The sequence below is a fragment of the Rhodococcus sp. BL-253-APC-6A1W genome (assembly GCF_012843405.1).
Taxonomy (GTDB): Bacteria; Actinomycetota; Actinomycetes; order Mycobacteriales; family Mycobacteriaceae; genus Rhodococcus.
The window spans coordinates 313589-336401 of the sequence record NZ_JABAFB010000006.1; the positions used below are offsets into that span (position 1 = coordinate 313589).

The following is a 22813-nucleotide window of genomic DNA, read 5'->3' on the forward strand; positions in this document are numbered from 1 at the left end:
TTGAGACTCACATGTCTTCACACCCGCCACACTCTCCAGAACGTCCGGCCGGCTCCCTTCCCCCGGGAGCCGGCCGTCTGATCGCCGTACTCGTCGGCGCGGCCTTCGTGGTCATCCTGAACGAGACGATCATGAGCGTCGCTCTTCCCAAGCTCATGATCGAGTTCGACGTGGGAGCGGCAACCGCGCAGTGGCTCACCACCGCGTTCATGCTCACGATGGCGGTGGTCATCCCGGTCTCCGGATACCTCATGACGCGCCTGGCTCTGCGGACCGTGTACGCCGTGGCGATGTCCAGCTTCCTGCTCGGCACCTTCATCGCGTCCGTGGCGCCGGTGTTCTGGATTCTGGTTCTGGGCCGCGTGGTTCAGGCCGTGGGTACGGCCCTGATGTTGCCGCTGTTGTTCACGACGGTGCTCAACGTGGTGCCCGCCGAGCGGCGTGGCCGCATGATGGGCGTCATTTCGATCGTGATCGCCGTCGCCCCCGCGACGGGCCCGACGATCGGCGGTGTCGTACTCGACCAGTTGACGTGGCGCTGGATGTTCTGGCTGGTCCTTCCCATCGCGGCGATTGCCACGGCACTCGGCGTCAAGTGGATCCGGAACGTGACCGAGCCGCGCGCGATCCCGCTCGACGCGTTTTCGGTAGCGCTGTCGGCATTCGCGTTCAGCGGTCTCGTTTTCGGCCTGAGCAGCATCGGTGAAGCCGCCGAAGGCGACCCCCTCCTTCCTCCGTGGCTTCCGTTGGCGGTCGGCATCACGGCGCTGGTGATCTTCGTGGTCCGCCAGATCAGGCTCGGGGACAATGCGCTGCTGGACCTGCGCGCCTTCCGTACGCCGTCGTTCGCCCTCGCGGTCGTGCTCGTGTCGATCAGCATGATGTCGCTCTTCGGAACCCTGATCCTGCTGCCCATCTACCTGCAGAACGTTCTCGGGCAGTCCACCCTGGCGACCGGCCTGATGTTGCTGCCCGGCGGTCTGGCCATGGGCGTGCTCGGTTACGTGGTCGGGCGCCTGTTCGACCGCTTCGGGCCGCGCCCGCTCGTCGCGCCCGGCGCCGTCGTCGCGAGCATCGCACTGTGGGGAATGACGTCGTTCGGCACCGAGACGACGGTCGGCACCGTCATCGCCTGGCACGTCGTGCTCAACATCGGGCTCGCGATGATGTTCTCGCCGCTCCTGACCTCCGCGCTGGGTGCGCTCCCCCAGCGGATGTACTCGCACGGCAGCGCCATTGTGAGCACCATGCAGCAGGTCGCCGGCGCTGCCGGGACCGCACTGTTCATCACCGTGATGACGCGCACGACGGTCGCGGGTGCCGAGAGCGGCGCCGATCCCGTGGCCGCACTGGGCGACGGTGTCCACGGCGCACTCGTCTGGGGTGCGGCGATCTCACTGATCGCAGTGGTGGGGGCGTTCTTCGTCCGACGGCCCGCCACGACGGTCGAACCCGTGCCCGAGCAGCCGCAGTCCGCGGACCTCGCGCGGCGGGAGCCTGAGACCGAACCGGTGGGCTGATACCGGCTATGCGTCGGCCGGTGCTGCGTCTGCCGCATCGGCCGGCGCGGTGTCGCCGGGTGACGGAACGTCGCCGTGCGGGTTCTCGAGGAACGCGGCGAGTTCTGCCCACGACGTGGTGCGCGCACGGGCACCGGTGAGCATCCCCAGGTGCGTGCCCGGTACCTGCACGAACCGCACCCGTGCGTTCGGCAGCAACCGGGTAACCGGTTCGACGGCCGCGGTCGGCGCGAGGATGTCCTCTGTCCCGGCGAAGGCGAGCACCGGAACCGTGACGTCGGCCAGGTCGACGATCCGCTCGCCGAGGTGGAGCGCCCCGGACGACAGGTCGTTGGCGACCGTGATCCGGGCGAGCTGACGGAACGCGCGGCCCGCATAGCCGTAGATCTGCTCCTGGAACCGATCCACGAATTCCATTCGCCCCAGCTTGTCCGCATCGGTGATGTTGGAGGCGATGAACCACGGCCGCGTCAGTTCCCGGTCGAGCGCGGTGATGCGGTACGCGGCCTGGACCAGCGGAGCCGGAACGCCGCCGAACACCGCGTCGAGAACGTCGATCGCGGGCTCCGCGCAGATCTTCCCGGCCAGCCGCAGCGGCGCCATCACGGGAATCTTCGAGAAGTCGAGCGGACTTCCGAAGGCGGTGATGGACCGCACCGGCAGATCGGGATGCGCGGCGGAGGTGAGCAGTGCCATGGCTCCGGCGATACTCCAGGCGACGACGTCCACGTCGCGGCCGCCGCACAGTTCGGATACCCGGTGGATCGCGTCGGGCACGATGTCGTCGATCCAGTAGTCGAGTCCCAGGTCGCGGTCCTCGGCGCTCATCTCGCCGTATTCCACGACGAAGACGCTGGGGCCGAGGCCGGCGAGATACTGCACCAGACTCTGGTCCGGCATCAGGTCGAAGCACGCGGGCGACGCAGCGAGCGGCGTCACGAGGAGGACCGGATCACCGCCGTCGTCCTCGGCGCCGAACCGGCGCAACGTCCGGTGCGGTCCCTGCCCGACGACAACCGAGGGCGTCCGGTGAGGTGCCGCGACTCCGTCTGCGACGAACAACGACCACGCGTTGTGGACCGCGCGCGTCACCGAGTCCGTGATTCCCATGAGATGCCTCCGCTGCTTGCTGAACGGTCCGGGTTCCAAGATCGTATGGGCACTCGGCCCGGTCACAGCGCCCGGCCGGGCGGCGCTTGCTGGGAAGTTGCCGGCTGCGACGCGCAACACGCCAGGGGACCCGCCTCGAACGACCTGTCCGTGGCGAGTGCTATCAAAGGACTATGACGTGTAGGGAGTGCGACAGCCGAATCGACCATTGCCACGGGTCGTTGATCCTGCACTCGGCGGTGGAAGTCGAGTGCACCGACGACACCTGCGTGGACCTCTCGATCGTCCGGCATGCGCTGGTCGCCGAATGCACCGACCTCGTCGGCGGATGCGCATGCACCGCGGTGGTCGAGGAGTCGGAGATGCTCGTCGCGTCCTGACGCCGTTCGTGGTCCGACGCGTCACATCCGGCGGTGACGGCTTGCCTCCCGCCTCGAGTCTTCATAATCTGCCGGTAGGGGCTGTCATCGGTTTCCCCCGGACGAGCGCACCGTACCCGGCGAGCGACAAGACGGTGTAGGAGCGTTGCGTCATGGCCTGGATCGTTCTCGTCCTCTCCGGTGTTCTCGAAGCGGTCTGGGCGACCGCTCTCGGGAAATCCGACGGCTTCACCAAGCTCTGGCCGACGGTGATCTTCGGCGTCACGGTGGTCGCGAGCATGGCGGGCCTCGCTTACGCGATGCGCACGCTTCCGGTGGGCACCTCCTATGCGGTGTGGGTAGGTATCGGCGCCGCTCTGACCGTCGGCTACGCGATGGTGACCGGCACCGAGTCCGCAACGCTCGTCAAGCTGCTGTTGATCGGCGGGATCGTGGCCTGTGTCGTGGGCTTGAAACTCGTGCATTGACCGCTGCGCGAGGTCCCTGGCGCATAACGGCCGTGCGGTTACAGTGACCCCATGAGCCTCGGTTCCGCTTTGGCACTCCCGCTCCGGGTCGGTATGTCCGTGGCCGATACGGCGCTCGGAATCACCGAAGTTGTCGTCGGTACGGTCCGTATCGCGGTGTCGCCGCAGACGTATTCGGCACTCGGCGCCGTCGGTCTGCCCGCGGCCCGGAGTTCGCGCGGATTGTTACAGCAGATTTCGACGCTGACCTCGGAAGATCGCGCACTCGGCCAGGCGCTGCGTCCCGGCGGACCGCTCGATCGTCTGCTGGAACCGGGCGGGCCCGTCGACCGCCTGACCGCTCCGGGCGGACTACTCGACCGGTTGCTGGTGCCAGGCGGAGCGCTCGATCGCCTGACCGCTCCCGGCGGGCCGCTGGACCGGGTCCTCGCCGACGACGGCGCTCTCGACCGTTTGCTCTCGGACGGCGGGTTGCTCGATCGGCTGACGGCGTCCGACGGGCCTCTCGAACGACTGCTGGCGCAGGACGGAGCCGTGGAGCGGCTGACGTCGCCGGGCGGGATCGTCGACGTCGCGACCCGGCCGGGCGGTGTCGTCGAGCGGGCGTTGGCGGAGGGCGGCGCACTCGAGGTGTTGCTGGCCGAGCAGGGTGCCCTCGACCGGCTGCTCGCCCGGGGTGGCCCCCTCGATCAGATCGTCTCGCTCTCCGCCACCCTCGCGGAGTTGACGCCGGGAATCATCAAGATGAACGCGAGCGTCGACATGCTTCAGGAAACCGTCGAGTTGCTGCGCGGCGCGGTCGGTCCGCTCGGCGACCTCGCGGGCAGGCTGCCCGGACGATGGCTACGCGGCAGCAAGGGCGAATTGATGCCGCCCACGTGACACGCTCCGGCGTGTCGGCCGGTCAGCGCTGGGCACGGTGCGATGCGACGAGGATCGCCGCGGCCCTCGCGGCCTCGTGTGCTGCGGCAAAAAGGTCGTGGCCCGTACCGAGCAGCGCGGCCAGGGTTCCCGCGAAGTGGTCGCCCGCACCGGTCGTGTCCACCGCACGCACCCTCGGAACCGCGATGCGTTCGACGTAGTCCTCGGTGGCGACCACCACGTCGTCCGCACCCCGGGTGATCACCACGGTCCGGACGCGTTCGAGGAGCCTGGCGACGATCTCGTCCGGGTCGTCGCCCGCGGAGGCATCCGCGTAGTAGAGCGCTTCGCTCTCGTTCACGACGAGCGGATCGGCGTCGGCGAGGACGTCCTCGCCGAGCGGGGCAACCGGGCTGGGGTTGAGAACGAACCGCCGGTGATGGGCACGCGCCCACTCGGCGGCGGCCGCCGTCGCGGCGGGCAGCAGTTCGAGTTGGGTGAGTACGACCGCAGGGTCCAGCGTGTCGAGCGCCGCGGTGACGTCGGTGGCCGACACCTTCGAGTTCGCTCCGGGTATCACGATGATCCGATTCCGGCCGTCGTCGGTCACGACGACGATCGCACGTCCGGTGGGCACCTGGACGCTGAGCAGGTGGTCGGTGTTCACGCCCGCGGCCGCCTGCGCGGAACGCAGCGCAGTGGCGGCACTGTCGGATCCCACGGCGCCGACGACGGCGGTAGGAGCGATCCGTGCGGCGCCGATGGCCTGGTTCGCGCCCTTGCCGCCCGGATAGGTGTCGAGGCGTCGGCCGAGTACGGTTTCGCCTTCGTCGGGCGCCCGCGCAACCGTGGCGGTCAGATCCAGATTCAAGGATCCGACGACGGCAACCACACAGCCCTGAACGTCTGTCACCTTCTCGACCCTACGGACGGCGTGTCCGCCGAGCGACTCAGTGCTCGTGCGCGTCCGGTTCGAGTTCCGGGCACATGGCGTGGACGACACCGTCGGCCCACGACTCGCTCACCTCGCCGTGACGGAGGTACGCACCGAGATACGAACCGACGAGCATGGACACCGCGGTGTCGATGTCGAGGTCGGCGCGGACCGCACCGGCGTCGACAGCGGCGCGAAGCACACCGGCCACCACGTCGCTGCGGGCATTGATGATCTCCCGGAACGATTCTGTGAAGTCCGGATCCTCGTCGATGAGTACCGCACCCACACTGCCCATGCCCATGTCACTCGCCAACGCGCGGCGGACCTGTTCCAGCGTCCACTTCATCCGGTCGTAGACACACAGACCGTCCGGCACACACGGCGTGATCGCCTGCGAGTCCAACGCTGCGTCGAGGATCTCTTCGCGGTTGGCGTAGCGCCGGTAGATCGTCGTCTTCGCTACACCGGACAGGGCGGCGACCGCCTCCACGGTGACGCGGTGGGGTCCGTGCACACGCAGGATCTCCAGCGCCGCCCGCATGATCCGCGCATCCGTTCCCGCGCGTGCCTTGCCGGGGCGTCGCGGCGATTCGGACACCGGATCTGCGTCGGTATCGACCACCATGTCACTCCTTTTCAGGCGAGTATGCCCCGCATGATCCTGAGTGTCTCCGAAAAGAAGACCCGAATCAAACGCTACGAAACGCTACGCTACGCTATACGTATCGTTACATTCACATCGAGGAGGAACGTATGACTGAGATCTACGCACCGACGACGGGCTATGCCACCGATTCGGAGACCCTTCTCGAGAGCTATCGCACATACGAAGCAGTCGAGCGGGCCATCGACCACCTCTCCGACGAGGGCTTTCCGGTCGAATACCTGCGCGTCGTCGGTCAGGGAGTGACGACCGTCGAGAGCATCGAAGGCCGGATGACCAACGGCAAAGCGGCACTCAACGGCGCGGCCGCCGGCGTGTGGACGGGCCTGCTGTTCGGATTCCTGCTCGCCCTGTTCCTCCCGGCCACCAGCATGGCGGCCATCCTCCTCGCCGGCGCCGCCTTCGGCGCGGTGTGGGGCGGAACCCTGGGATTCGCGGCGCACTGGAGCACCGGCGGCCGCCGCGACTTCGTCTCCCGCAAGAGCATCGAGGCAGCCCGCTACGACCTGATGGTCGACAGCGACTTCGAAGACCAGGCGCGTCGGAAGCTCGCTCTCCGCTGACCTGCCCCCTCATCCACCGTGCTCCGCCCCCGCCCCTGTGGCGGGGGCGGAGTCGTCTTGCAGCACCGACCGGGCTGTGAGATCCCACACCGCGCGTGGTCGAAGCGGGGTGCGGATCGAAGGGCCGCTTCCGCCGGGCGCAGGCACTCGCAGCCTCGTCGACCTCGAGGCCGACCCTGCCGCGACCACCGGGGCGTCATGTCGAAAAAAATAGGCCGACCTGCAGTTATCTGCAGATCGACCCACTCTCGAGCCCCCTAACGGGATTGAACCGTTGACCGCTCGCTTACAAGGCGAGTGCTCTACCGCTGAGCTAAGGAGGCAGCGAACGCCGCCCATCATATAGGTCGTCCCACCTCCGGCGCACACCGCCCGTTTCGTTACGGTGGAACGCATGCGTACCGCCCCACCTGTCTCCGCCCGTACCGGAGGTGGCGGTCAGTGAGCCTGCTGGGCGATGTCCTGGACCGGACCCTGGGTACGCGCCGCGCGACCATCGACGCGGTCACCGCAGCACCCACGCCGCTGCAGCCGATCGACCTGACCGACGACGCGGTGGTCGCCGAGGCGCTCGATGTCGCGGTCCGCGTCGGCGAAGTTCTGCTCGCCTCCGGCACGGGCGCGATCGACACCGCAGAGCAGGTCCGGTTCGTCGCCGCGACCTACGGCCTCGCGCAGTGCGACGTCGATGTCACCTACAACTCGATCGTGCTGTCCGCTTATCGCGGGCAGACGATGCCGCCCGCGAGCACGATGCGCGTCGTGCACTACCGCTCGATGGACTTCACGCGGCTGGCCGCGGTCGACCGGTTGACGCGCCGAATCCGCCGCGACGCGATCTCCCCGGCGCAAGCCCACGAGGAACTGCTCGCGATTACCTCGGCGGCCCACCCGTACAACCGCTGGGTCGCGACGATCGCGTGGTCGGGGATGGCCGCGGCGATCTCGGTGCTCCTCGGGGGCGACGCCCTGGTGGCTCTCGTCGCCTTTGCGTCGACGTTCGTCATCGACCGGGTCAACCGCGCCCTCAACCACGCCGGTCTGCCGTTCTTCTTCCAGCACCTCGTAGGCGGCATCATCGCGACCGCCCCGGCGATCACGTTGTACGGGCTACGGGAAACACTCGGCTTCGAAGTGTCCCCGGGGTTGATCATCGCCGCCGGCGTCACCGTGCTGTTGTCCGGTCTGTCGCTGGTGGGTTCCGTGCAGGACGCGATCACCGGAGCCCCGATCACGGCGTCGGCCAGGTTCTTCGAAGTACTCATGATGACGGGCGGCATCATCGCCGGCGTCGCGACCACCCTGCGCGTCGCGGAGGTGTTCGGCGCCGAACTGCCGTTGATCAGTTACGCGGCACTGCCGGATCTCACCCAGTTGCCGACGAAGATCCTGGCCGGTGCCGCCGCCGCCGCGTTCTACGCACTGGCGTGTTACGCGGAGCGCCGCGCACTCACCGTCGCGGCCCTGGCCGGAGCTGCCGGCAGCCTGGGCTATCAGCTGGCGCTCGGGCTCTCGCTCGGTCCCATTATTTCCTCGGCGGTGGCGGCCACCGTCATCGGCTTCGCGGGTGGCCTGATGGCCCGCCGTGCCCTCACCCCGCCGCTGGTCGTCGCGGTCGCCGGCATCACTCCGCTGCTTCCCGGTCTCGCCCTGTATCGCGGTCTGTACGCGATGCTGCGCAACGAGATGAGCATCGGCATGACCGCGCTCTTCGCGGCATTCGGTATCGGCTGTGCACTCGCGGCCGGAGTCACCCTCGGGGAGTGGCTCGCGCGGCGCACCCGCAACCCGCGAAGTATCCTCAAGGTCGGGTCGCTGCGCCGCCCGCAGTTGCGCCGGATCCCCCGGATCAGGCTGGAGAAGAAGCGTGCGATCCGGCCGGCCCCGACACCGGTGACCGGCCCGATCCCCATCACGGACACGATCCCGATTGTCGACGCCGCGGCAACCGAAACAACGAGAGCCACGCTGCGCCTCGGTTGGCGCGGGCGTGACTCTCGCAGAATGTAGAAGTATTCGGTGTATCAGCCGTGACGAAGGGTCAGCCCTGACGAGCCTTTTCGTCGGCTTCCATGGCATCGCGAAGGCTCTTCGGACGCATATCGGTCCAGTTCTGCTCGACGTATTCGACGCACGCGGCACGCGACTCTTCGCCGAATACCACCCGCCACCCCTGCGGAACCTCGGAGAAGGTCGGCCACAGCGAGTACTGCTCCTCGTCGTTCACGAGGACGTAGAACCGGCCGTCCTCGTCGTCAAATGGGTTCGTGCTCATCTCGCCTCACTTGTTGCGTAGGTGTGATGGTCCGGAATCCTATCAAGTTCACCGACAACACCCAGGGCTCCGGACATCTTCAGTTCCCGGCGACCGAGGACGGAAGCCAGGATTTCTCCTGCTCGTACCGCCGCGTTCGACAACAGCGACGAGGTCAGGCCGTGTGTCTTCTCGGTGCCGCCCTGCAGGTAGATGTCGGCATCGATGTCCTCCGGCGTCGGCAGCCGGTAGTCACGGTCGACCACCAATACCGGCCCGTCCGGCGCGAGGTCGCCGAGGAGCGGAGTGAGCGGCGCGGGCTCGAAACCGGTCGCCAGGACCACCGCATCGCACATCAATGTCTCGACGGCGCCGTCCAGGTTGTTCCGGACGTCGATCTCGATGCCCGCGGCGCTTTCCGTGGTGGAGAGGATTTCGGAGGCGCGGCGCATGAACAGCCGGCGACGCCCACTGACCCTTTCCCGGTACTCGGTGGCGTAGAGCGCCTCGATGAGTTCCGGGGCCACGACGGAGTAGTTGGTGCCGCGATGAAGAGTGAGCACCCGCTCCCGCTCCGCGGGCGACGCTCCGTGGAGTTCGTCGACTGCCGAAGGATCGAAGATCCGGTTCGCGTACGGGCTGTCGTCGGCCGGGCTGTAGCCGAAGCGGTTGAAGATGCTGTGGACTTCGGCCTGCGGGTAGTGGGCGTGCAGGTATTGCACCACTTCCGCGGCGCTCTGTCCCGCGCCGACCACGGCGAATCGCTGATGCGCCGGCTCGGGCATCGTGTCCAGGTGGAACAGGAACTGGTGGTTGTGAAAGCACCGCGCCGATTCGGTGGCCCAGCGCGGGATCTGCGCCCGGAGCCCGACACCGACCACGACGCTGCGCGCATGGACCACGCTGCCGTCGGCTGCGTGGATCGCGAACAGATCGGCTGCGCCGTTGTGGTGACGGACCGCTTCGACGGCAGTGATCTCGGTTCCGTACCGGACATCCGCGGTGACACGGTCGGCGGCCCACCGCAGGTAATCCTGGAATTCGTGCCGGGTCGGAAAGAACGTCTGGTGGTTGACGAAGTCCGCGAGCCGCCCGCGCTCGTGCAGGTACGCGAAGAAGCTGTAACTGCTGGTGGGGTTCCGGAAGGTGACGAGATCCTTGGGAAAGGCGATCTGCATGGTCGCGCCCTCGAGGATCATCCCCGGGTGCCACGCGAAGTCTGGTCTCCGCTCGAAGAAGGTGGCACGCAGCGGTGAGGCCGGATCGGCCGCATTGTGTTCCTCGATGGCGATGGCCAGAGCGAGGTTGGCGGGGCCGAAGCCGATTCCGACGAGGTCGAACACGTCCCCTCGAGGTTCGTCCGGATTCTCCGAATCACCTGCGGTAGCGCTGGATCGGTCGGTCATCACTCAACTTCCGTACTCGGGGGCGCGAGCCCAGGTCCGTCGACCAAAGCTCTGAGAATGTAGCTCAGGCTAACCTTGGTTGAGCGAGCCTACCAAGGGTCGACCGTCCATGGGGGACTCCGAACCGCCGGACTCCCACTATCTTCCGGACACGGCTGCCGCCCTTCCCCGGACGGACGCGAGCGCGGTGGGATCGAAGTCGATCCCACCGCGCTCGCCGAACACGTGCCCTGGCCGCTACGCCGCCAAGAAGTCCAGCAACACCTTGTTGACCACCTCGGGACGCTCCAGGTAGCCGTAGTGGCCGGCGTCCGGAATCTCCTCGTACCGTGCGCCAGGAATCGCTTCCGCCACTTCCCGCGACAGATACGCCGGAATCATGCGGTCGTCGGCGAATCCCACCGCGAGGCACTGCTTCGTGATCGCCCGGTAGGCGGCACGGCGATCGAACTCGCGGTCCATGCCCAACTGGGCCCGCACGCCGGGCGACATCTTCCCGCCACTGAACTCGAACACGTCGAGCCAGTCGCGTGCGGTGTTCTCGTCGGCAAGCGAGGCGGGCGACAGGTTCATCACCGCGGTCACCGCGGCCTGATACTTGGGCGGCAACTCCACACCGCTGTCGTACAACTGCCGCTCCCCCTCGGTGAGCGTCATCTGGAACCGGTCCATCCGTGCATGGCCGGCGAGGAACACCGCTTTGCGGACGAGGTCCGGACGCGCCAAGGTCAGTTCCTGCGCGACGCGCGCACCCATCGACGTGCCGACGACATGCGCCGGGCCACCGAGCAACTCGATCAGGCCCGCGGTGTCGGCAACGAGATCGTCGAGCGTCATCCCACTCAGGCTCTCCCCCGACGGCGCAATGCCACGGTTGTCGAACGTGGCCACGCGGTAGCCGGCCTTCACGAGCGCGGGCACCTGATGCAGGTCCCACACCCGGCCGGGGCTACCGGTTCCCATGACGAGAACTACGAGGTCGCCGGATCCCTTGACCTGGTAGTTCAGCGGGATTCCGTTGATCGTCGCAATGGGCATGGAGACCTTCCTCGAAGACTGCGGGGGACGAACGCGCACAGATCGACGAGCGCGGCGTTACGAGCCCTACGGTACCGCGAGGGCCCCGGCCACGATCGATCCAGCACCCGGCGGGTGGCGCCCCGGTGTCCCACTCTCCTAGAGTCGAGGCAGATGCATGCTCGCGCCGAGCAGCTACCCGGGAGGAACACATGACCGCGGACCCCACCACGCCCGACGTTCTCGCCGACGACGATCTCGAACCTGTCGCCGACGAGACCGCCCGACAGGCACAGCGCGTCGTCGCCGCCTACGCCGAGACTGCGGACGAGTGCCGCATGCTGCTGTCGATGCTGGGCATCGGCCCGGCCGAAAAGTACTGACGAGATCCATCGGACCGGCACCTCGAGAGGACACGACGTGACAGCAGGCGGCGCGGATGCGACCGAAGAATCCGAGTCGATCACCCCGTCCGATTTCGTCGTCGTCGCGAATCGCCTGCCGGTGGATCTCGAACGCCTGCCGGACGGCACGACCCGATGGAAGCGCAGCCCCGGCGGTCTCGTCACCGCCCTCGAGCCGATCCTGCGTTCCAACCACGGAGCGTGGGTCGGCTGGGCCGGGGTGGCCGACGCCGATGCCGGCGTCATCGTCGAGGACGACCTCACGCTGTACTCGGTTCCCCTGAGCACTCAGGAGATCGCCGACTACTACGAGGGGTTCTCCAACGCGACGCTGTGGCCGCTCTACCACGACGTCATCGTCCGCCCGGAATACCGGCGCGAATGGTGGAACGTCTACGTCGAGGTCAACCGGCGCTTCGCGGAAGAAGCGGCCAAGGCCGCAGCACCGAACGCCACCGTCTGGATCCAGGACTACCAACTCCAGTTGGTGCCGAAGATGCTGCGGATGCTGCGACCCGACCTCACGATCGGGTTCTTCCTGCACATTCCGTTCCCGCCGGTCGAGTTGTTCATGCAGATGCCCTGGCGCACCGAGATCGTCGAAGGGCTCCTCGGCGCCGACCTCATCGGCTTCCATCTCCCCGGCGGCGCCCAGAACTTCCTCTACCTGGCGGGCAGGCTCGCCGGCCACCAGACCTCGCGCGGCAATATCGGTGTCCGCTCGAAGCTCGGTGTGGTCCAGGTCGGATTCCGCTCGGTGCGCGTCGGGGCCTTCCCCATCTCCATCGCGTCGGGCGAACTCGACGAACAGTCGCGTAGCAAGAAGATTCGCGACCGGGCCAAGGCGATCCGCAAAGAGCTGGGCAACCCGGACCACATCCTGCTCGGGGTCGACCGGCTGGACTACACCAAGGGCATCGACGTCCGGCTCGACGCCCTCAACGAACTCCTCGACGAGGGACGGGTCGATCCGGCCCGCACCGTCATGGTGCAACTCGCGACTCCCAGCCGCGAACGCGTCGAGTCGTATGTGCAGATGCGCGGCGAGATCGAGCGCATGGTCAGTCGCATCAACGGTGAGTACGCCGAGGTCGGCCGCCCCGTGGTCCACTACATCCACCGCCCGGTGCCGCGCGAGGAACTCATCGCCTTCTTCGTTGCCGCCGACGTGATGCTGGTGACGCCGTTGCGCGACGGGATGAATCTCGTCGCCAAGGAATACATCGCGTGCCGCAGCGATCTCGGTGGTTCGCTGGTGCTCAGCGAATTCACCGGCGCAGCAGCCGAACTGCGTCAGTCCTTCCTGTGCAATCCGCACGACCTGGAGGACGTCAAGGACAAGATGCAGGCAGCGATCGAACAACCCCGCGACGTCGGACGCAAGACGATGCGCGCCCTCCGCCGTCAGGTCCTCACGCACGATGTCGACCGGTGGGCACGCTCGTTCCTCGAAGCGCTGTCGCACACCGGCGCCGCGGGACCCGCACTGATCACGCCGGGCGAAGGCAACAGCGGGAACAGCGGGTAGCCGGTCGGTCCCACTGAGTGGAACTATGCCGCGGGACACAACCCGCGGGCATAACGTCTTGGTGTGACGACCGGAACCTTCCCCCATCTCCTTTCCCCCGGCACCATCGGGCCCGTGACGCTGCGGAATCGGGTCGTCCTGCCCGCCATGGACATGAATCTGTGTGACGACGGCGAGATCGAGCAGGGCGACATCGACCATTTCGTCGCCCGCGCCGAGGGCGGCACCGGGCTGATCATCACCGGATGCTGCGCTGTCGCCTATCCGCTCGGCTGCGCCAGCACCAAGGAACCCGGACTGTCGGAGGACAGGTTCATCCCCGGTCTCACCGCACTCGCCGATGCTGTCCACGAGGCCGGTAGTGCTCTGTGCGTGCAGATGACGCACCACGGCAAGGTGGCACGGATCGACACCGTCAACGATCGGCCGCTGCTCGTCCCCTCGACCCCGAACTCGAGCCCCGACCTGAGCGCGCTCGCCGACAACACCGGTGAAGAACTCCAGAAGATGGCTGCGGTCACCCACGGCAAGCAGGCCGAATACCACGAAGCCACACAGGAAGACCTGGCATGGCTCGTGCGCTGCTTCGCGGACGCCGCGGGCCGGGTGAAAGCGGCAGGCGCGGACGCGGTCGAAATCCATTGTGCGCACGGCTATGTGCTCGGCGCCTTCCTCAGCCGCGCCGACAATCGGCGCACCGACGAATACGGTGGTTCGTTCGCGAACCGTGCGCGACTTGCGTGCGAGGTCATCCGCGCGGTGAAGGCCGAAGTCGGCGACTCCCTGGCGATTCTGGTGCGCGTCGCCGGACGCGAATTCGGCGAAGCCGACGGCCTGAGCACAGACGAGGCAGTGCGCGCTTCACAGTTGTTCGAAGCCGCGGGAGCCGACGCGATCCACGTGACCGGCTGGGGCCGAAACCCGTTCTCCAACTTCACCGACGGGCCGCTCCCGAACACTGTCGGCGCCTACACGGGCCTGGCAGCCTCGGTGAAGAAGGCCGTCGGCATCCCGGTGATCGCAGTCGGTCGCGTACTGCCCGAGGTGGGCGAGAAGACCATCGCCGACGGTGACGCCGATTTCGTCGCGATGGGCCGCCAGTTGCTCGCGGATCCCTCCTTGGTCGGCAAGCTCGCCGCGGGCACGCCGGAGCAGGTGCGGCCGTGCATCAACTGCTATGTGTGTGTCCAGGAGAATTTCTGGGACGACACCCCGATCTGCGCGGTGAATCCGGCGCTGGGCAACGAGACCCTGGTGCCGTTCACCCCCACGTCCGCGGCGAAGCACATCGTCGTGGTGGGTGCCGGGCCGGGCGGGCTCGAAGTCGCGCGCGTCGCCTCCGAGCGAGGACACCGGGTGACGGTGCTCGACAAGTCGGATCGGCTCGGCGGCACACTCTGGTTCTCGACCCTCACCACCCCGGACAACGAGCAGTTGCTGAGGTGGCTCCGCTCCGAGATCGAACGCCTCGGCGTCGACGTCCGCCTGAACACCGAGGCCACCGCCCACTCCGTCGCCGCACTCGCACCCGATGCCGTCGTGATCGCCACCGGCGCGGTGCGCGGCCGGCCCGACGTTCCCGGTGGCGATCTGCCCCACGTGCACACCGGCGATACGCTGCGAGCCCTGATGACCGGGGCCGGCGACACGTCGGAACAACCGCTGTTCCTCCGCACCATGGGGCGCCTCGGCAAGCTGTCGGGAATCACCAAGAGCCCACAGGCGATTCGCGCCGTCACCCGCAAGTTCCTGCCCATGGGCAAAGACGTGGTCGTGGTCGGGGGCTCGCTCGTCGGTCTCGAACTGGCGGAGTTCCTCGCAGAACGTGGGCGCCGGGTGACCCTGCTCGAAGAGGGCGGACAACTGGGCGTGCCGATGGCCATGCCACGACGCTGGACGGCAGTTCGGCACGCCGGCGAAGTCGGCGTAACCATTCACCGGCGAGCACAGGTGCAGCGCATCACCGCCGACACCGTCGAATTCCGCGTCGGTGACGAAACCCTCACCGCCCCGGCCGATATGGTCGTCGTGGCGTCCGGAGTCTCGGCCGCGGCGCCGCTCGCCGACGAGCTCGAGGGCAGGGTACCGGAGATCCACGTGGTCGGTGACGCCGCGGACGTCGGCTACATCGAAGGAGCGATCCACTCCGCGTGGAACGTCGCCACGGTGCTCTGACAGAAACACGGTGCTCTGACAGAAACACGGTGCTCTGACAGAAACACCGTGCTGACGGGAACACGGTGCTGTTGAGGGAGCGACCCCCCGGAGCCTAGATCGGTGTCAGCCGGCTGACGAGCCAGCGGTCGTCGTGTTTTTCGAGTTCGACTCGCACACGACTGCCGCTGCTCACAGCTTCCGGATTCTCGGAACTCGTGGTGATCTGGTTGAGGAACAGCAGGGTCACGGCGCTGTCGGCATCGGCGGATACCACCGACGATCCCTGCACGCTCACCTGCACGCTGATGGCCTTCTCCTTGGCCCCCGGCGCGATGACGTTCTTCATCAGATTCGTGTACTCGTCACGGAAGTCCCCGGTGAGGCCCTCGCCCGCCACGGCGATCTGATCGTCCACCTCGCCGTGGGTGTAGGCGAGCATCGCGACGGCCTGCTCCTCTGCTGCCACACGGGCTTCGGTACGGGCAGCCTCGGCAGCCGAGTCGGCCCGCGCTCCGTACGCGAGCCAGCCCACGACGACCGCGAACACGAGTACGAGCACCGACAGCCCGATCGCGACGTGCCGCAGGTACGACTGCGAGGACGGTGCTGTGTCCACGGGCGCGGGTGCGGTGTCCGCGGGTGCCGGAGCGGTGTCTGCGGAATTCACGACCGTGTCCGTGGAAGCCGGAGCGGTGTCTGCGGCTGCGGTATCCCCGGGTGAGGAAGCCGTCGCGGCCGCGGTCTCACCGGATGTGGTGTCGCCGGTCGTGTTCGTCTCGCCGGTCGTGTTCGTCTCGCCGGCCGTATCCGTCCGGCTGTTCGTGTCCGCCTGGCTGTCCGTGTTCACTGACGTCACCTGCTTGTCTTTCCGGTCTTCACTCACGGCACGAACTCCACCTTCGACGCCAGCAGTCTGCCGTTCTCGTCACAGATCGTCACGCGCAGACGGAAATCGCGTGGTTCCGGCTCGGTCTGGTCGGCATTGCTCACCATCGCACGCGACGCGACGAGCGACGACGCGCACGTACCGTCCTCGTTCTGGATTCCGGCCTCGAGCACCTCCCCCATCGTCGTGACGCCGGCTTGTTGCACGACCTCCACGAACGGGCCTTCGCGCCCTTCGAATTCGGCCTTGAAGTCGCCGGTGGCCCCGTCGATCAGCCGCTGCACGTCGGCGTCTGCGGAGTCGGCGCGGATCGTCGTCAGGTTGAGCACGGTCTGACGCGCAGCCTGGACGAACGCCGCTCGTCGCTCGTCACGCTCGTCGGCCGACCGCTGGTCGATGATCAGCCAGACACCGGCGGCCACAACGGCGATCAGCAGAATCGATGCGACCACGACCACCCGTTTGGGCCATGTCGGCGCCGCCGGTGCCGCGGAGGCAGCCGGTGCCGTGTCGCTGCCCCCGGTATCGGTCGCACTCGTCGGCGTGGTGCTCTCGTCGGGAACCGTATCGGGCTCGACGGTGGGACCGTCTTTGTCGTGTTCGTTCGCCATCAGCCCTGCTGTGCCTTCATGAAAGTCTCCAAACTCCGGTCGTCTCCCAGTTGGGCGTGGGTGTACACGGTGCCGTCGGGACCGATATACGTCCCCGTCTGCGGATCGATCCGGCGCGCGGTGACGCCGGCCGGTGCCGCAGCACCGCTGCCTTCGGTGTATGACGCAGGCGTCGGCACGACATTGTCGGACCCTACCGGCGTAGGTGGACCCTGCCACGGATTGTCGGAGTATTTCGGTGTGTAGCCGGTACGGCACTGATCGGGCGTCGGTGCACGGCGGCCCGGATACTCCATGCACGGCAGGTTCCGGGCACCGCGCTGGGCGTTCGGATAGTCCTGCGGCAACTGGCAGAACACATCCCCCGGCGTGTCGACCATCGTGGTGTCGGCGGGGCTGCGCCACTGATCCGGCGGGACGAATCCGGAAAGACAGGGCGGCGGGTCGTGAAGCTGGAGATGGAAGTCGACGACTGCACCGTCCTCCGGCGGTCCGGACCCGGCCGCCGTGATCAGCGCGGTCGTCATCGGCGGATACAGCACGAGGACCTGCTCGATCCCGGAGTTGTAGATGACACCGACTTCACCGACGCTCACCAGGTTCGCGAGCAGGAGCGGAAGTGTCGGGCGGAGATCCTGCAGCAGCACTTCGGCTTCGGCCGCGGCCGACGGACCGGTCTCGAGCAGTGTCCGCAGATCGGGGTCGCTCTCGCGCAAGCGGTCGGTGAAGGTCACCATGTCCCGCGTCCACGACCGGATGGCGTCGCTGGTGACCGTCTGAGTGTCGAGCAGCGGCCCCACCTCGTCGATGAGCCGACGGGTTTCGGCGCTGTTCCCCGATGCCTCCTGCACGAACAGGCGGGTCGAGTCGATCAGGTCCTGCAATTCGGGACCGGATCCGTTGAACGCCTCGAAGGCTTCGTCCACGAGTGCCTGCAGTCGCGTGTCGCCGATGCTGGCGAGCAACACGTCCGCCTGGTCCAGCAGGGCACCGACCTCTTGCGGGACGGTAGCGCGCTCCACCGGCACCACGTCGCCGTCCGCGAGATACCCACCACTCGAACCCCCTTCGCGGGGAACGAGATCGACATACTGCTCACCTATGGCGGACACGCTCCGAACGGCCGCGTCCACATCGGCAGGAATCTTGTAGTCGCTGCCGATCGACAGCGTCGCGTCGACGCCTGCGGGCGAGAGCGCGACCGACTGGACCGTTCCGACGTTGATACCCCGGTAGGTCACGTTCGAGTGCGGATACAGGCCGCCGGTGGACGGAAGTTCCACGGTGAGCGTGTACCGGCCGACCCCCAGCAGCGCCGGCAGACGCACGTACTGCAGCGTCATCACGACGAGACCGATCACGGTGAGCACAGCGAAGATCGAGAGCTGGATACGAACGAATCGTGAAAGCATCATGGTCCGAACACTCCCTCGGGAAGTCCGGGAATCGTGATCTCGCCGATTCCGGGGATCGAGAGTGTGCCGGCAGGTCCCGGGGCGGGTTGTGCGGGCGGCGGCGCGAGCGGCGCCTGGAACGGATCGACGGCCTGGGCGGCGAGTCCGGCGTCCCTGCCGAGAATTCCCTCCGGTCCGGCCAATCGGCCCGCCAGTGGGGTTCCGGTCAGGAAATTCAGGTCGAGCCGATCGAGGGTGAGGTCGATCGTCATGGCGAGGTTCGCGTAATCACCCCGGATGACGTTGTTGATCCCGTTCTGAGGGAAGGGGTACGTCAGGAGTACGCCGAGGACTTCGGTGAGCGCGCTGCCCGAGTCGGCCAGCGCCCGCAACGTCGGTGCCAGCCCCTGCAGGTTCGCTTTGAGATCGTCGTTGGAGCTTTCGACGACACGACTCGCCACCGTGCTCAGCTCACCGAGCGAGGACATCGCGGACGTGAGGTTCTGCCGCTGGTCCACGAGGACTTCGAGCGCGGGCGGTAGTTCCTCCAGTGCCCGCACGAGGGTTTCGTTCTGGTTGTTCACCGTGACCGCGAGCCGGTCCATCCCTTCGAGCGCGGACACGATATCGCCGCGCTGGGTGTCGAGCGCGGACACGAGTTCGTCGAGACGCGGGAGCAGGTTGCGGACGGAATCCTCCCGCCCGACCAGTGCGGCGTTGAGTTCGGTGGTGATGTCGTTGATCTGCGCCAGACCGCCGCCGTTGAGTACCAGCGACAACGACGAGAGCGTCTGCTCCGTCGTCGGATAGACACCCGCACGCTCGAGGGGAATCCGATCGCCGTCCGCGAGCCGTCCACGCGCGGGTTCGTCGACGGGGGCGAGCAACTCGAGGTGCTGCGAACCGAGCAGGCTCGTCTGGCCGATCTTGGCCGTCGCGTTGGCGGGCACCACGGTGTCCTTGTCGAGCGCCACCGTGACGAGCGCGTGCCATCCGTCCACCTCGATCGCGGCAATCGACCCGACGGTGACATCGTCGACGCGGACCGGTGAGTTCTGGGTCAGCGTCGTGACATTGGGCATCTCGATCTCGACGCGGTAGGCGCCTTCACCGCGTCCGGCGGTGCCCGGCATGGGAACAGAGTTGAGCCCATCCCATTCACAGCCCGTCAGCGCCAGCGTCGCCGCCAGCACGACCGCGGCCGCGGTGATGCGCCGTCCATTCGACAGGATCATCGTCCCCCTCCCGGCTGCAGCAGTGTCCCCAGGTCCTGCGGGACCGCGACGTTCGGTAATCCGCCCAGCAGTCCGTCGAGCGGCGTGGGTGCGGGCGCCGCCTGCGGCGGTGCGGTCCCTCGTCCTGCGGACGCACCTTCGAGCCACGGTTCGCTGTAGACGATGTCCCCGGGGAAGGCCTGCACACTGGCGAGCGGGTTGGCCAGGACCGGCAGGTAGTTGGCGCTCATCGAGGCCAGGACCGGACCGAGTTGCTGACGGCACAACTCCTCGCTTCGTTCGGATGTCGCGTTCGCGGCGGCAGCGACCGACCCACACATCCACTCCACGGGGTTGGCGAGGTTGTTGATGGCGAGGGCGCCGGTCAGCGACCCCTGTGCCGGCTTGTAGATGTTGTAGAAGTTGGCCAGCGACGTCGGGCCCGAGTGCAGAATCCGCTCGATCTCCGGTCGCTTGCGCGCGAGCACTTCGGTGGCGTCGGCGAGGCGCTCGACCGACTCGGTCAGTCCGGCACGGTTGTCCTGGACGAAACGCTGCACGTCGCCGACCGCGATGCCGAGATCGGTGAGCGAGACCCCGAGTTGGTCGGAACTCTGTGCGAGCACATTCGAGACGGAGGCCAGCCGTCCACCGAACTGCACGATCTGCTCGTTGCTCGACGACAGCACCGAGACGAAGGTCTGGAGGTTCCGGATCGTCGAGAACAGATCGGTGCGTCCCTCCGACAGCGTATGCATGGTCGCGGACAGCTCTCGCAGTGTGGAGCGGATGGTCTGCCCGTTTCCGTCGAGGTTCTCCGCGGCGGTGTCGATGAACCGGCCGAGCGAGCCCTGTGGATCGAGTTCTTCCGGCCCGAGCGCCTCGGACAGACGCATGAGTTCGGTCTTGATCTGATCCCATTCGACGGGCGACGCGGTGCGCTGCGGAGGAATCGTCGCGCCGTCCTCGAGGGCGGCGCCGCCGGAGTAGACGGGGGTGAGCTGGACGAAGCGGGCAGAGACGAGGCTCTGCGCGATGACGACGGCAGCGGCGTCGGCCGGCACGTCGACCGCGTCGTCGATCGACATGGTCACCCGAACCAGGTCGTCGCCGGGCTCGATATCGGTGATGCGCCCGACCGACACACCCAGCACGCGTACGTCGTCACCTTCGTACAACCCACTGGTCGAGACGAATTCGGCATAGACCGTCCGCTTGCCGAGGCCGGGCAGCACGAACCACACGAAGCCCGCGACCAGCGCAAGGACGACGGCGGCCGCGATACCGATCAGCAACCGGCGCGGAAGTCGGGAGTTCTTCGGAGGCGCCGGTTCGTGGTTGTCCACCGGCATGGTGTCGGTACTCATTCGCCATCCCTCGTGATCGACGGCGGCTCTTTGGGAATCACGTTCTGGAGATCCTCGGGGAGAAGGTCGGGGGCAACCTGGCTGTCCACGATGGCTTTCCACCACGGCGCCGGCAGGATATTCGACACGTAGGCGTTGAAGAACGGCCCGCTGGCCACAGACTCACCGAGAGCGCTGATGTATGGTCCGAGACCGTCGAGCGCCCCAGCGATGTTGTCCTTGTTCGCCTGCAGGTTCGCGGTGACCGCGTTGAGCTTCTCGAGCGTCGGCCCCATCTGGCTCTGGTTGTCCTGGACGAGGCCGATGAGCTGGCGCGAGACCGCGGAAATGTTCGCGATGAGTTCGGTGATGGCGTCTCGGCGAAGGTTCAGCTCGCCGAACAAGGCGTTGGCGTCGACGATCAGCGCGTTGACCTGATCGCTGCGCTCGGAGAGGATCGCGGTCACGTCCTCGGCCCGGTCGAGCAACTGCAGCAGGGACTCGTCCCGCGAGTTGATCGACTGGGACAACCGGGTCATGCCCTCGAGGGCACCGCGTATCTCCGGCGGAGTGTCCTGCAGCGAATCCGACAGGGCATCGAGCGACTCGTTGATCTGTCCGGTATCGAGTTCGGACACGGTGGTCGTGAGGTCGCCGAGCGCGTCGGTCAGCGAGTACGGCGAGTTGGTTCGGTCGATCTCGATGATCGTGCCCGGACGCATCACGCCGGAGCCTCCCGGACGCACTGCGAGCGACTTGCGGCCCAGCACGGTGTTGGTCTTGATGTCGGCGCCGGTGCCGTCGCCGAGGCCGATGCCGTCCTGGATCGTGAAGTTCACGAGTACGGTCTGGCCGTCGAGCTTCACGTCGGTCACGTCGCCGACCGTGACACCCGAGAGCATCACCTCGTCTCCGGCGACGAGTCCACCCGCGTCCTCGAATCGAGCCGAATAGCTCAGCCCGCCCGAGAGGAACTGGAGCTGGTCGTACTGCAACCCGGCGAGGACGATGGCGGCGGACACACCCAAACCGACGATGCCGATCTGGAGATGACTGCGTTCGCGCGGTGCACTCATTCGACCTTCGCACACCTTCCCGTGTCGTGGTTCGCCGTCGTGTACCTGACGGTGGTGCCGTCGGGTCCGGAGAACTTGAAGGTGTTGGCGCAGAGGAAGAACTGGAAGAAGTTGCCGTAGGCGCCCACCCGGATGAGTTTCTTGTAATCCGACGGGAGACGTTCGAGTGTGCGGTTGATGTCGTCCTCACCCAGATCGAGTTGTGTCATGGACCGATTGGTTTCGGCGATCACGGACTGCAGGTCGGGCCGGTTGTTCTGCAGCAGCGCTGCCAGATCCGCAGTGCCCCCGGCGATCTCCGGGATCGCGGCGCCGATCGGGTCGCGGTCTGCGGCCAGCCCACCGGCGAGGGCACTCAATTGGTCGATGGTCTCGGCGAACTCGCGATCGTGGTCGTCGATGGTGCCGAGAACGCCGTTCAGATTGTCGATCACGTCGCCGATCAACCGGTCGCGATCCGCGAGCGAATTGGTGAACGAATTCGTGTTGCCCAGCAAGGAGACCAGCGTCTGGCCCTGCCCCTGGAACACTTGCAGCAACGCGCCGGACAGGTCGTTGACCTGCTGGGAATCGAGCCCTTGCAGCAGTGGCTTGAACCCTCCCAGCAGCAGGTCGAGGTCGAGAGCAGGTTCGGTCTGCTCGATCGGGATGCTTCCGCCCGGCTGGAGAACGTCGACGCTGCCGGCTCCCTCGAGCAGTTCCAGATACCGGTCTCCCACCAGGTTCTCGTAGCGGACGGTCGCGCGAGTGCCGGTGAAGAGCGTGTACTTGGAATCGACGCCGAATTCGATTTCCGCGTGGTTGCCGTCCCCGATGTCGACCCCGTCGACCGACCCCACCTGGACACCGGCGATACGCACCTTGTCGCCGGATTTCAGTCCGGAGACGTCGGTGAAGGCCGCGTGGTAGGTCTCTTTTCCGGTGAACCGGGCCTGGCTGAACACCACTGCGAGGCCGGCGAACACGAGCACCATCGTGAGCGTGAAGATCAGGAACTTGATCGTGGTGGGCCGCATCG

Annotated in this window: 22 protein-coding genes, 1 tRNA gene and 1 riboswitch; of the genes, 9 read left to right on the plus strand and 14 right to left on the minus strand. The window is 67.0% G+C overall.

The window, feature by feature from the left end; genetic code table 11:
• Positions 1–11 precede the first annotated feature (11 nt).
• Entirely contained in the window at positions 12–1520 is a 1509-nt protein-coding gene (locus HF877_RS11780) for an MDR family MFS transporter (RefSeq protein ID WP_169621346.1), read from the plus strand.
• A 6-nt stretch (positions 1521–1526) separates the two neighbouring features.
• On the opposite strand, the gene HF877_RS11785 is transcribed toward HF877_RS11780, so the two are convergent.
• Positions 1527–2630 (minus strand): alpha/beta hydrolase, encoded by a 1104-nt coding sequence (locus HF877_RS11785; protein ID WP_169621347.1) that lies wholly within the window; start codon positions 2628–2630, stop codon positions 1527–1529.
• Between the two features lie 173 nt (positions 2631–2803).
• Here HF877_RS11785 and HF877_RS11790 point away from each other — a divergent pair, with 173 nt between their 5' ends.
• From HF877_RS11790 to HF877_RS11800, 3 genes are all read left to right on the plus strand, one after another.
• Complete coding sequence (locus tag HF877_RS11790) at positions 2804–3010, plus strand: hypothetical protein (protein WP_169621348.1); 207 nt, start codon at positions 2804–2806, stop codon at positions 3008–3010.
• Positions 3011–3084: 74 nt separating this feature from the next.
• Positions 3085–3151, plus strand: a riboswitch (guanidine-III (ykkC-III) riboswitch).
• 11 nt (positions 3152–3162) lie between these two features.
• Positions 3163–3477, plus strand: a complete 315-nt coding sequence (locus tag HF877_RS11795; RefSeq protein WP_169621349.1) for a multidrug efflux SMR transporter — start codon at positions 3163–3165, stop codon at positions 3475–3477.
• 51 nt (positions 3478–3528) lie between these two features.
• The gene (locus HF877_RS11800; protein ID WP_169621350.1) at positions 3529–4359 is read left to right on the plus strand and encodes an ABC transporter; all 831 of its coding nucleotides are present in this window, start codon (positions 3529–3531) and stop codon (positions 4357–4359) included.
• Between the two features lie 22 nt (positions 4360–4381).
• On the opposite strand, the gene HF877_RS11805 is transcribed toward HF877_RS11800, so the two are convergent.
• Together HF877_RS11805 and HF877_RS11810 are read right to left on the minus strand one after the other, a co-directional pair.
• Positions 4382–5251, minus strand: a complete 870-nt coding sequence (locus tag HF877_RS11805; protein ID WP_169621351.1) for a ribokinase — start codon at positions 5249–5251, stop codon at positions 4382–4384.
• A gap of 37 nt (positions 5252–5288) precedes the next feature.
• Positions 5289–5900 (minus strand): TetR/AcrR family transcriptional regulator, encoded by a 612-nt coding sequence (locus HF877_RS11810; protein ID WP_169621352.1) that lies wholly within the window; start codon positions 5898–5900, stop codon positions 5289–5291.
• A gap of 128 nt (positions 5901–6028) precedes the next feature.
• On the opposite strand from HF877_RS11810, the gene HF877_RS11815 reads away from it, so the two are divergent.
• Positions 6029–6502, plus strand: coding sequence for a general stress protein (locus tag HF877_RS11815; RefSeq protein ID WP_169621353.1), 474 nt, complete (start codon positions 6029–6031; stop codon positions 6500–6502).
• A 251-nt stretch (positions 6503–6753) separates the two neighbouring features.
• On the opposite strand, the gene HF877_RS11820 is transcribed toward HF877_RS11815, so the two are convergent.
• A tRNA-Thr gene (locus HF877_RS11820) sits at positions 6754–6825 on the minus strand.
• A gap of 118 nt (positions 6826–6943) precedes the next feature.
• Between HF877_RS11820 and HF877_RS11825 the strand changes: the two genes are divergently transcribed.
• A complete protein-coding gene (locus tag HF877_RS11825) occupies positions 6944–8512 on the plus strand; it encodes a threonine/serine exporter family protein (RefSeq protein ID WP_346765123.1) in 1569 nt (522 codons plus the stop codon).
• A 31-nt stretch (positions 8513–8543) separates the two neighbouring features.
• On the opposite strand, the gene HF877_RS11830 is transcribed toward HF877_RS11825, so the two are convergent.
• The 3 genes from HF877_RS11830 to HF877_RS11840 all read right to left on the minus strand — a co-directional run bounded on the left by HF877_RS11830 (position 8544) and on the right by HF877_RS11840 (position 11200).
• Entirely contained in the window at positions 8544–8777 is a 234-nt protein-coding gene (locus HF877_RS11830; protein WP_072702139.1) for an MbtH family protein, read from the minus strand.
• A complete protein-coding gene (locus HF877_RS11835; protein ID WP_169621354.1) occupies positions 8774–10162 on the minus strand; it encodes a SidA/IucD/PvdA family monooxygenase in 1389 nt (462 codons plus the stop codon). The genes HF877_RS11830 and HF877_RS11835 overlap by 4 nt, the downstream gene beginning before the upstream one ends.
• Before the next feature lie 237 nt (positions 10163–10399).
• Positions 10400–11200, minus strand: a complete 801-nt coding sequence (locus tag HF877_RS11840; protein ID WP_169621355.1) for an alpha/beta hydrolase — start codon at positions 11198–11200, stop codon at positions 10400–10402.
• Positions 11201–11391: 191 nt separating this feature from the next.
• Between HF877_RS11840 and HF877_RS11845 the strand changes: the two genes are divergently transcribed.
• The 3 genes from HF877_RS11845 to HF877_RS11855 all read left to right on the plus strand — a co-directional run bounded on the left by HF877_RS11845 (position 11392) and on the right by HF877_RS11855 (position 15286).
• Positions 11392–11562, plus strand: coding sequence for a hypothetical protein (locus HF877_RS11845; protein ID WP_169621356.1), 171 nt, complete (start codon positions 11392–11394; stop codon positions 11560–11562).
• Between the two features lie 37 nt (positions 11563–11599).
• On the plus strand, positions 11600–13111 hold the full coding sequence (locus HF877_RS11850; protein WP_169621357.1) for a trehalose-6-phosphate synthase: 1512 nt from the start codon (positions 11600–11602) through the stop codon (positions 13109–13111).
• A 63-nt stretch (positions 13112–13174) separates the two neighbouring features.
• Positions 13175–15286 (plus strand): FAD-dependent oxidoreductase, encoded by a 2112-nt coding sequence (locus tag HF877_RS11855; RefSeq protein ID WP_346765124.1) that lies wholly within the window; start codon positions 13175–13177, stop codon positions 15284–15286.
• Positions 15287–15380: 94 nt separating this feature from the next.
• Here the strand turns inward: HF877_RS11855 and HF877_RS11860 are convergent, their stop codons facing one another.
• From HF877_RS11860 to HF877_RS11890, 7 genes are all read right to left on the minus strand, one after another.
• Positions 15381–15935 (minus strand): twin-arginine translocation pathway signal, encoded by a 555-nt coding sequence (locus tag HF877_RS11860; protein WP_296549168.1) that lies wholly within the window; start codon positions 15933–15935, stop codon positions 15381–15383.
• A 212-nt stretch (positions 15936–16147) separates the two neighbouring features.
• The gene (locus HF877_RS11865) at positions 16148–16765 is read right to left on the minus strand and encodes a hypothetical protein (protein WP_206036971.1); all 618 of its coding nucleotides are present in this window, start codon (positions 16763–16765) and stop codon (positions 16148–16150) included.
• Positions 16765–18180: an MlaD family protein gene (locus HF877_RS11870; RefSeq protein WP_169621358.1), complete on the minus strand. Its 1416-nt coding sequence runs from the start codon at positions 18178–18180 to the stop codon at positions 16765–16767. The genes HF877_RS11865 and HF877_RS11870 overlap by 1 nt, the downstream gene beginning before the upstream one ends.
• Positions 18177–19394, minus strand: a complete 1218-nt coding sequence (locus HF877_RS11875) for an MCE family protein (protein ID WP_169621359.1) — start codon at positions 19392–19394, stop codon at positions 18177–18179. The genes HF877_RS11870 and HF877_RS11875 overlap by 4 nt, the downstream gene beginning before the upstream one ends.
• The gene (locus HF877_RS11880) at positions 19391–20725 is read right to left on the minus strand and encodes an MCE family protein (protein ID WP_240952324.1); all 1335 of its coding nucleotides are present in this window, start codon (positions 20723–20725) and stop codon (positions 19391–19393) included. Before HF877_RS11880 ends, HF877_RS11875 begins: the two co-directional genes overlap by 4 nt.
• Before the next feature lie 11 nt (positions 20726–20736).
• A complete protein-coding gene (locus tag HF877_RS11885; RefSeq protein ID WP_169621361.1) occupies positions 20737–21795 on the minus strand; it encodes an MCE family protein in 1059 nt (352 codons plus the stop codon).
• Complete coding sequence (locus tag HF877_RS11890; RefSeq protein WP_169621362.1) at positions 21792–22811, minus strand: MlaD family protein; 1020 nt, start codon at positions 22809–22811, stop codon at positions 21792–21794. The genes HF877_RS11885 and HF877_RS11890 overlap by 4 nt, the downstream gene beginning before the upstream one ends.
• Positions 22812–22813 lie beyond the last annotated feature (2 nt).

Excerpts from the sequence above, each read along its gene's own strand:
- HF877_RS11875 (WP_169621359.1), bottom strand. The coding sequence starts at position 19,394 with ATGATCCTGTCGAATGGACGGCGCATCACCGCGGCCGCGGTCGTGCTG.
- HF877_RS11795 (WP_169621349.1), top strand. The coding sequence starts at position 3,163 with ATGGCCTGGATCGTTCTCGTCCTCTCCGGTGTTCTCGAAGCGGTCTGG.
- HF877_RS11810 (WP_169621352.1), bottom strand. The coding sequence starts at position 5,900 with ATGGTGGTCGATACCGACGCAGATCCGGTGTCCGAATCGCCGCGACGC.
- HF877_RS11865 (WP_206036971.1), bottom strand. The coding sequence starts at position 16,765 with ATGGCGAACGAACACGACAAAGACGGTCCCACCGTCGAGCCCGATACG.
- HF877_RS11790 (WP_169621348.1), top strand. The coding sequence starts at position 2,804 with ATGACGTGTAGGGAGTGCGACAGCCGAATCGACCATTGCCACGGGTCG.
- HF877_RS11845 (WP_169621356.1), top strand. The coding sequence starts at position 11,392 with ATGACCGCGGACCCCACCACGCCCGACGTTCTCGCCGACGACGATCTC.
- HF877_RS11830 (WP_072702139.1), bottom strand. The coding sequence starts at position 8,777 with ATGAGCACGAACCCATTTGACGACGAGGACGGCCGGTTCTACGTCCTC.
- HF877_RS11880 (WP_240952324.1), bottom strand. The coding sequence starts at position 20,725 with ATGCCGGTGGACAACCACGAACCGGCGCCTCCGAAGAACTCCCGACTT.
- HF877_RS11780 (WP_169621346.1), top strand. The coding sequence starts at position 12 with ATGTCTTCACACCCGCCACACTCTCCAGAACGTCCGGCCGGCTCCCTT.
- HF877_RS11870 (WP_169621358.1), bottom strand. The coding sequence starts at position 18,180 with ATGATGCTTTCACGATTCGTTCGTATCCAGCTCTCGATCTTCGCTGTG.
- HF877_RS11800 (WP_169621350.1), top strand. The coding sequence starts at position 3,529 with ATGAGCCTCGGTTCCGCTTTGGCACTCCCGCTCCGGGTCGGTATGTCC.
- HF877_RS11815 (WP_169621353.1), top strand. The coding sequence starts at position 6,029 with ATGACTGAGATCTACGCACCGACGACGGGCTATGCCACCGATTCGGAG.
- HF877_RS11835 (WP_169621354.1), bottom strand. The coding sequence starts at position 10,162 with ATGACCGACCGATCCAGCGCTACCGCAGGTGATTCGGAGAATCCGGAC.
- HF877_RS11890 (WP_169621362.1), bottom strand. The coding sequence starts at position 22,811 with ATGCGGCCCACCACGATCAAGTTCCTGATCTTCACGCTCACGATGGTG.
- HF877_RS11840 (WP_169621355.1), bottom strand. The coding sequence starts at position 11,200 with ATGCCCATTGCGACGATCAACGGAATCCCGCTGAACTACCAGGTCAAG.
- HF877_RS11785 (WP_169621347.1), bottom strand. The coding sequence starts at position 2,630 with ATGGGAATCACGGACTCGGTGACGCGCGCGGTCCACAACGCGTGGTCG.
- HF877_RS11885 (WP_169621361.1), bottom strand. The coding sequence starts at position 21,795 with ATGAGTGCACCGCGCGAACGCAGTCATCTCCAGATCGGCATCGTCGGT.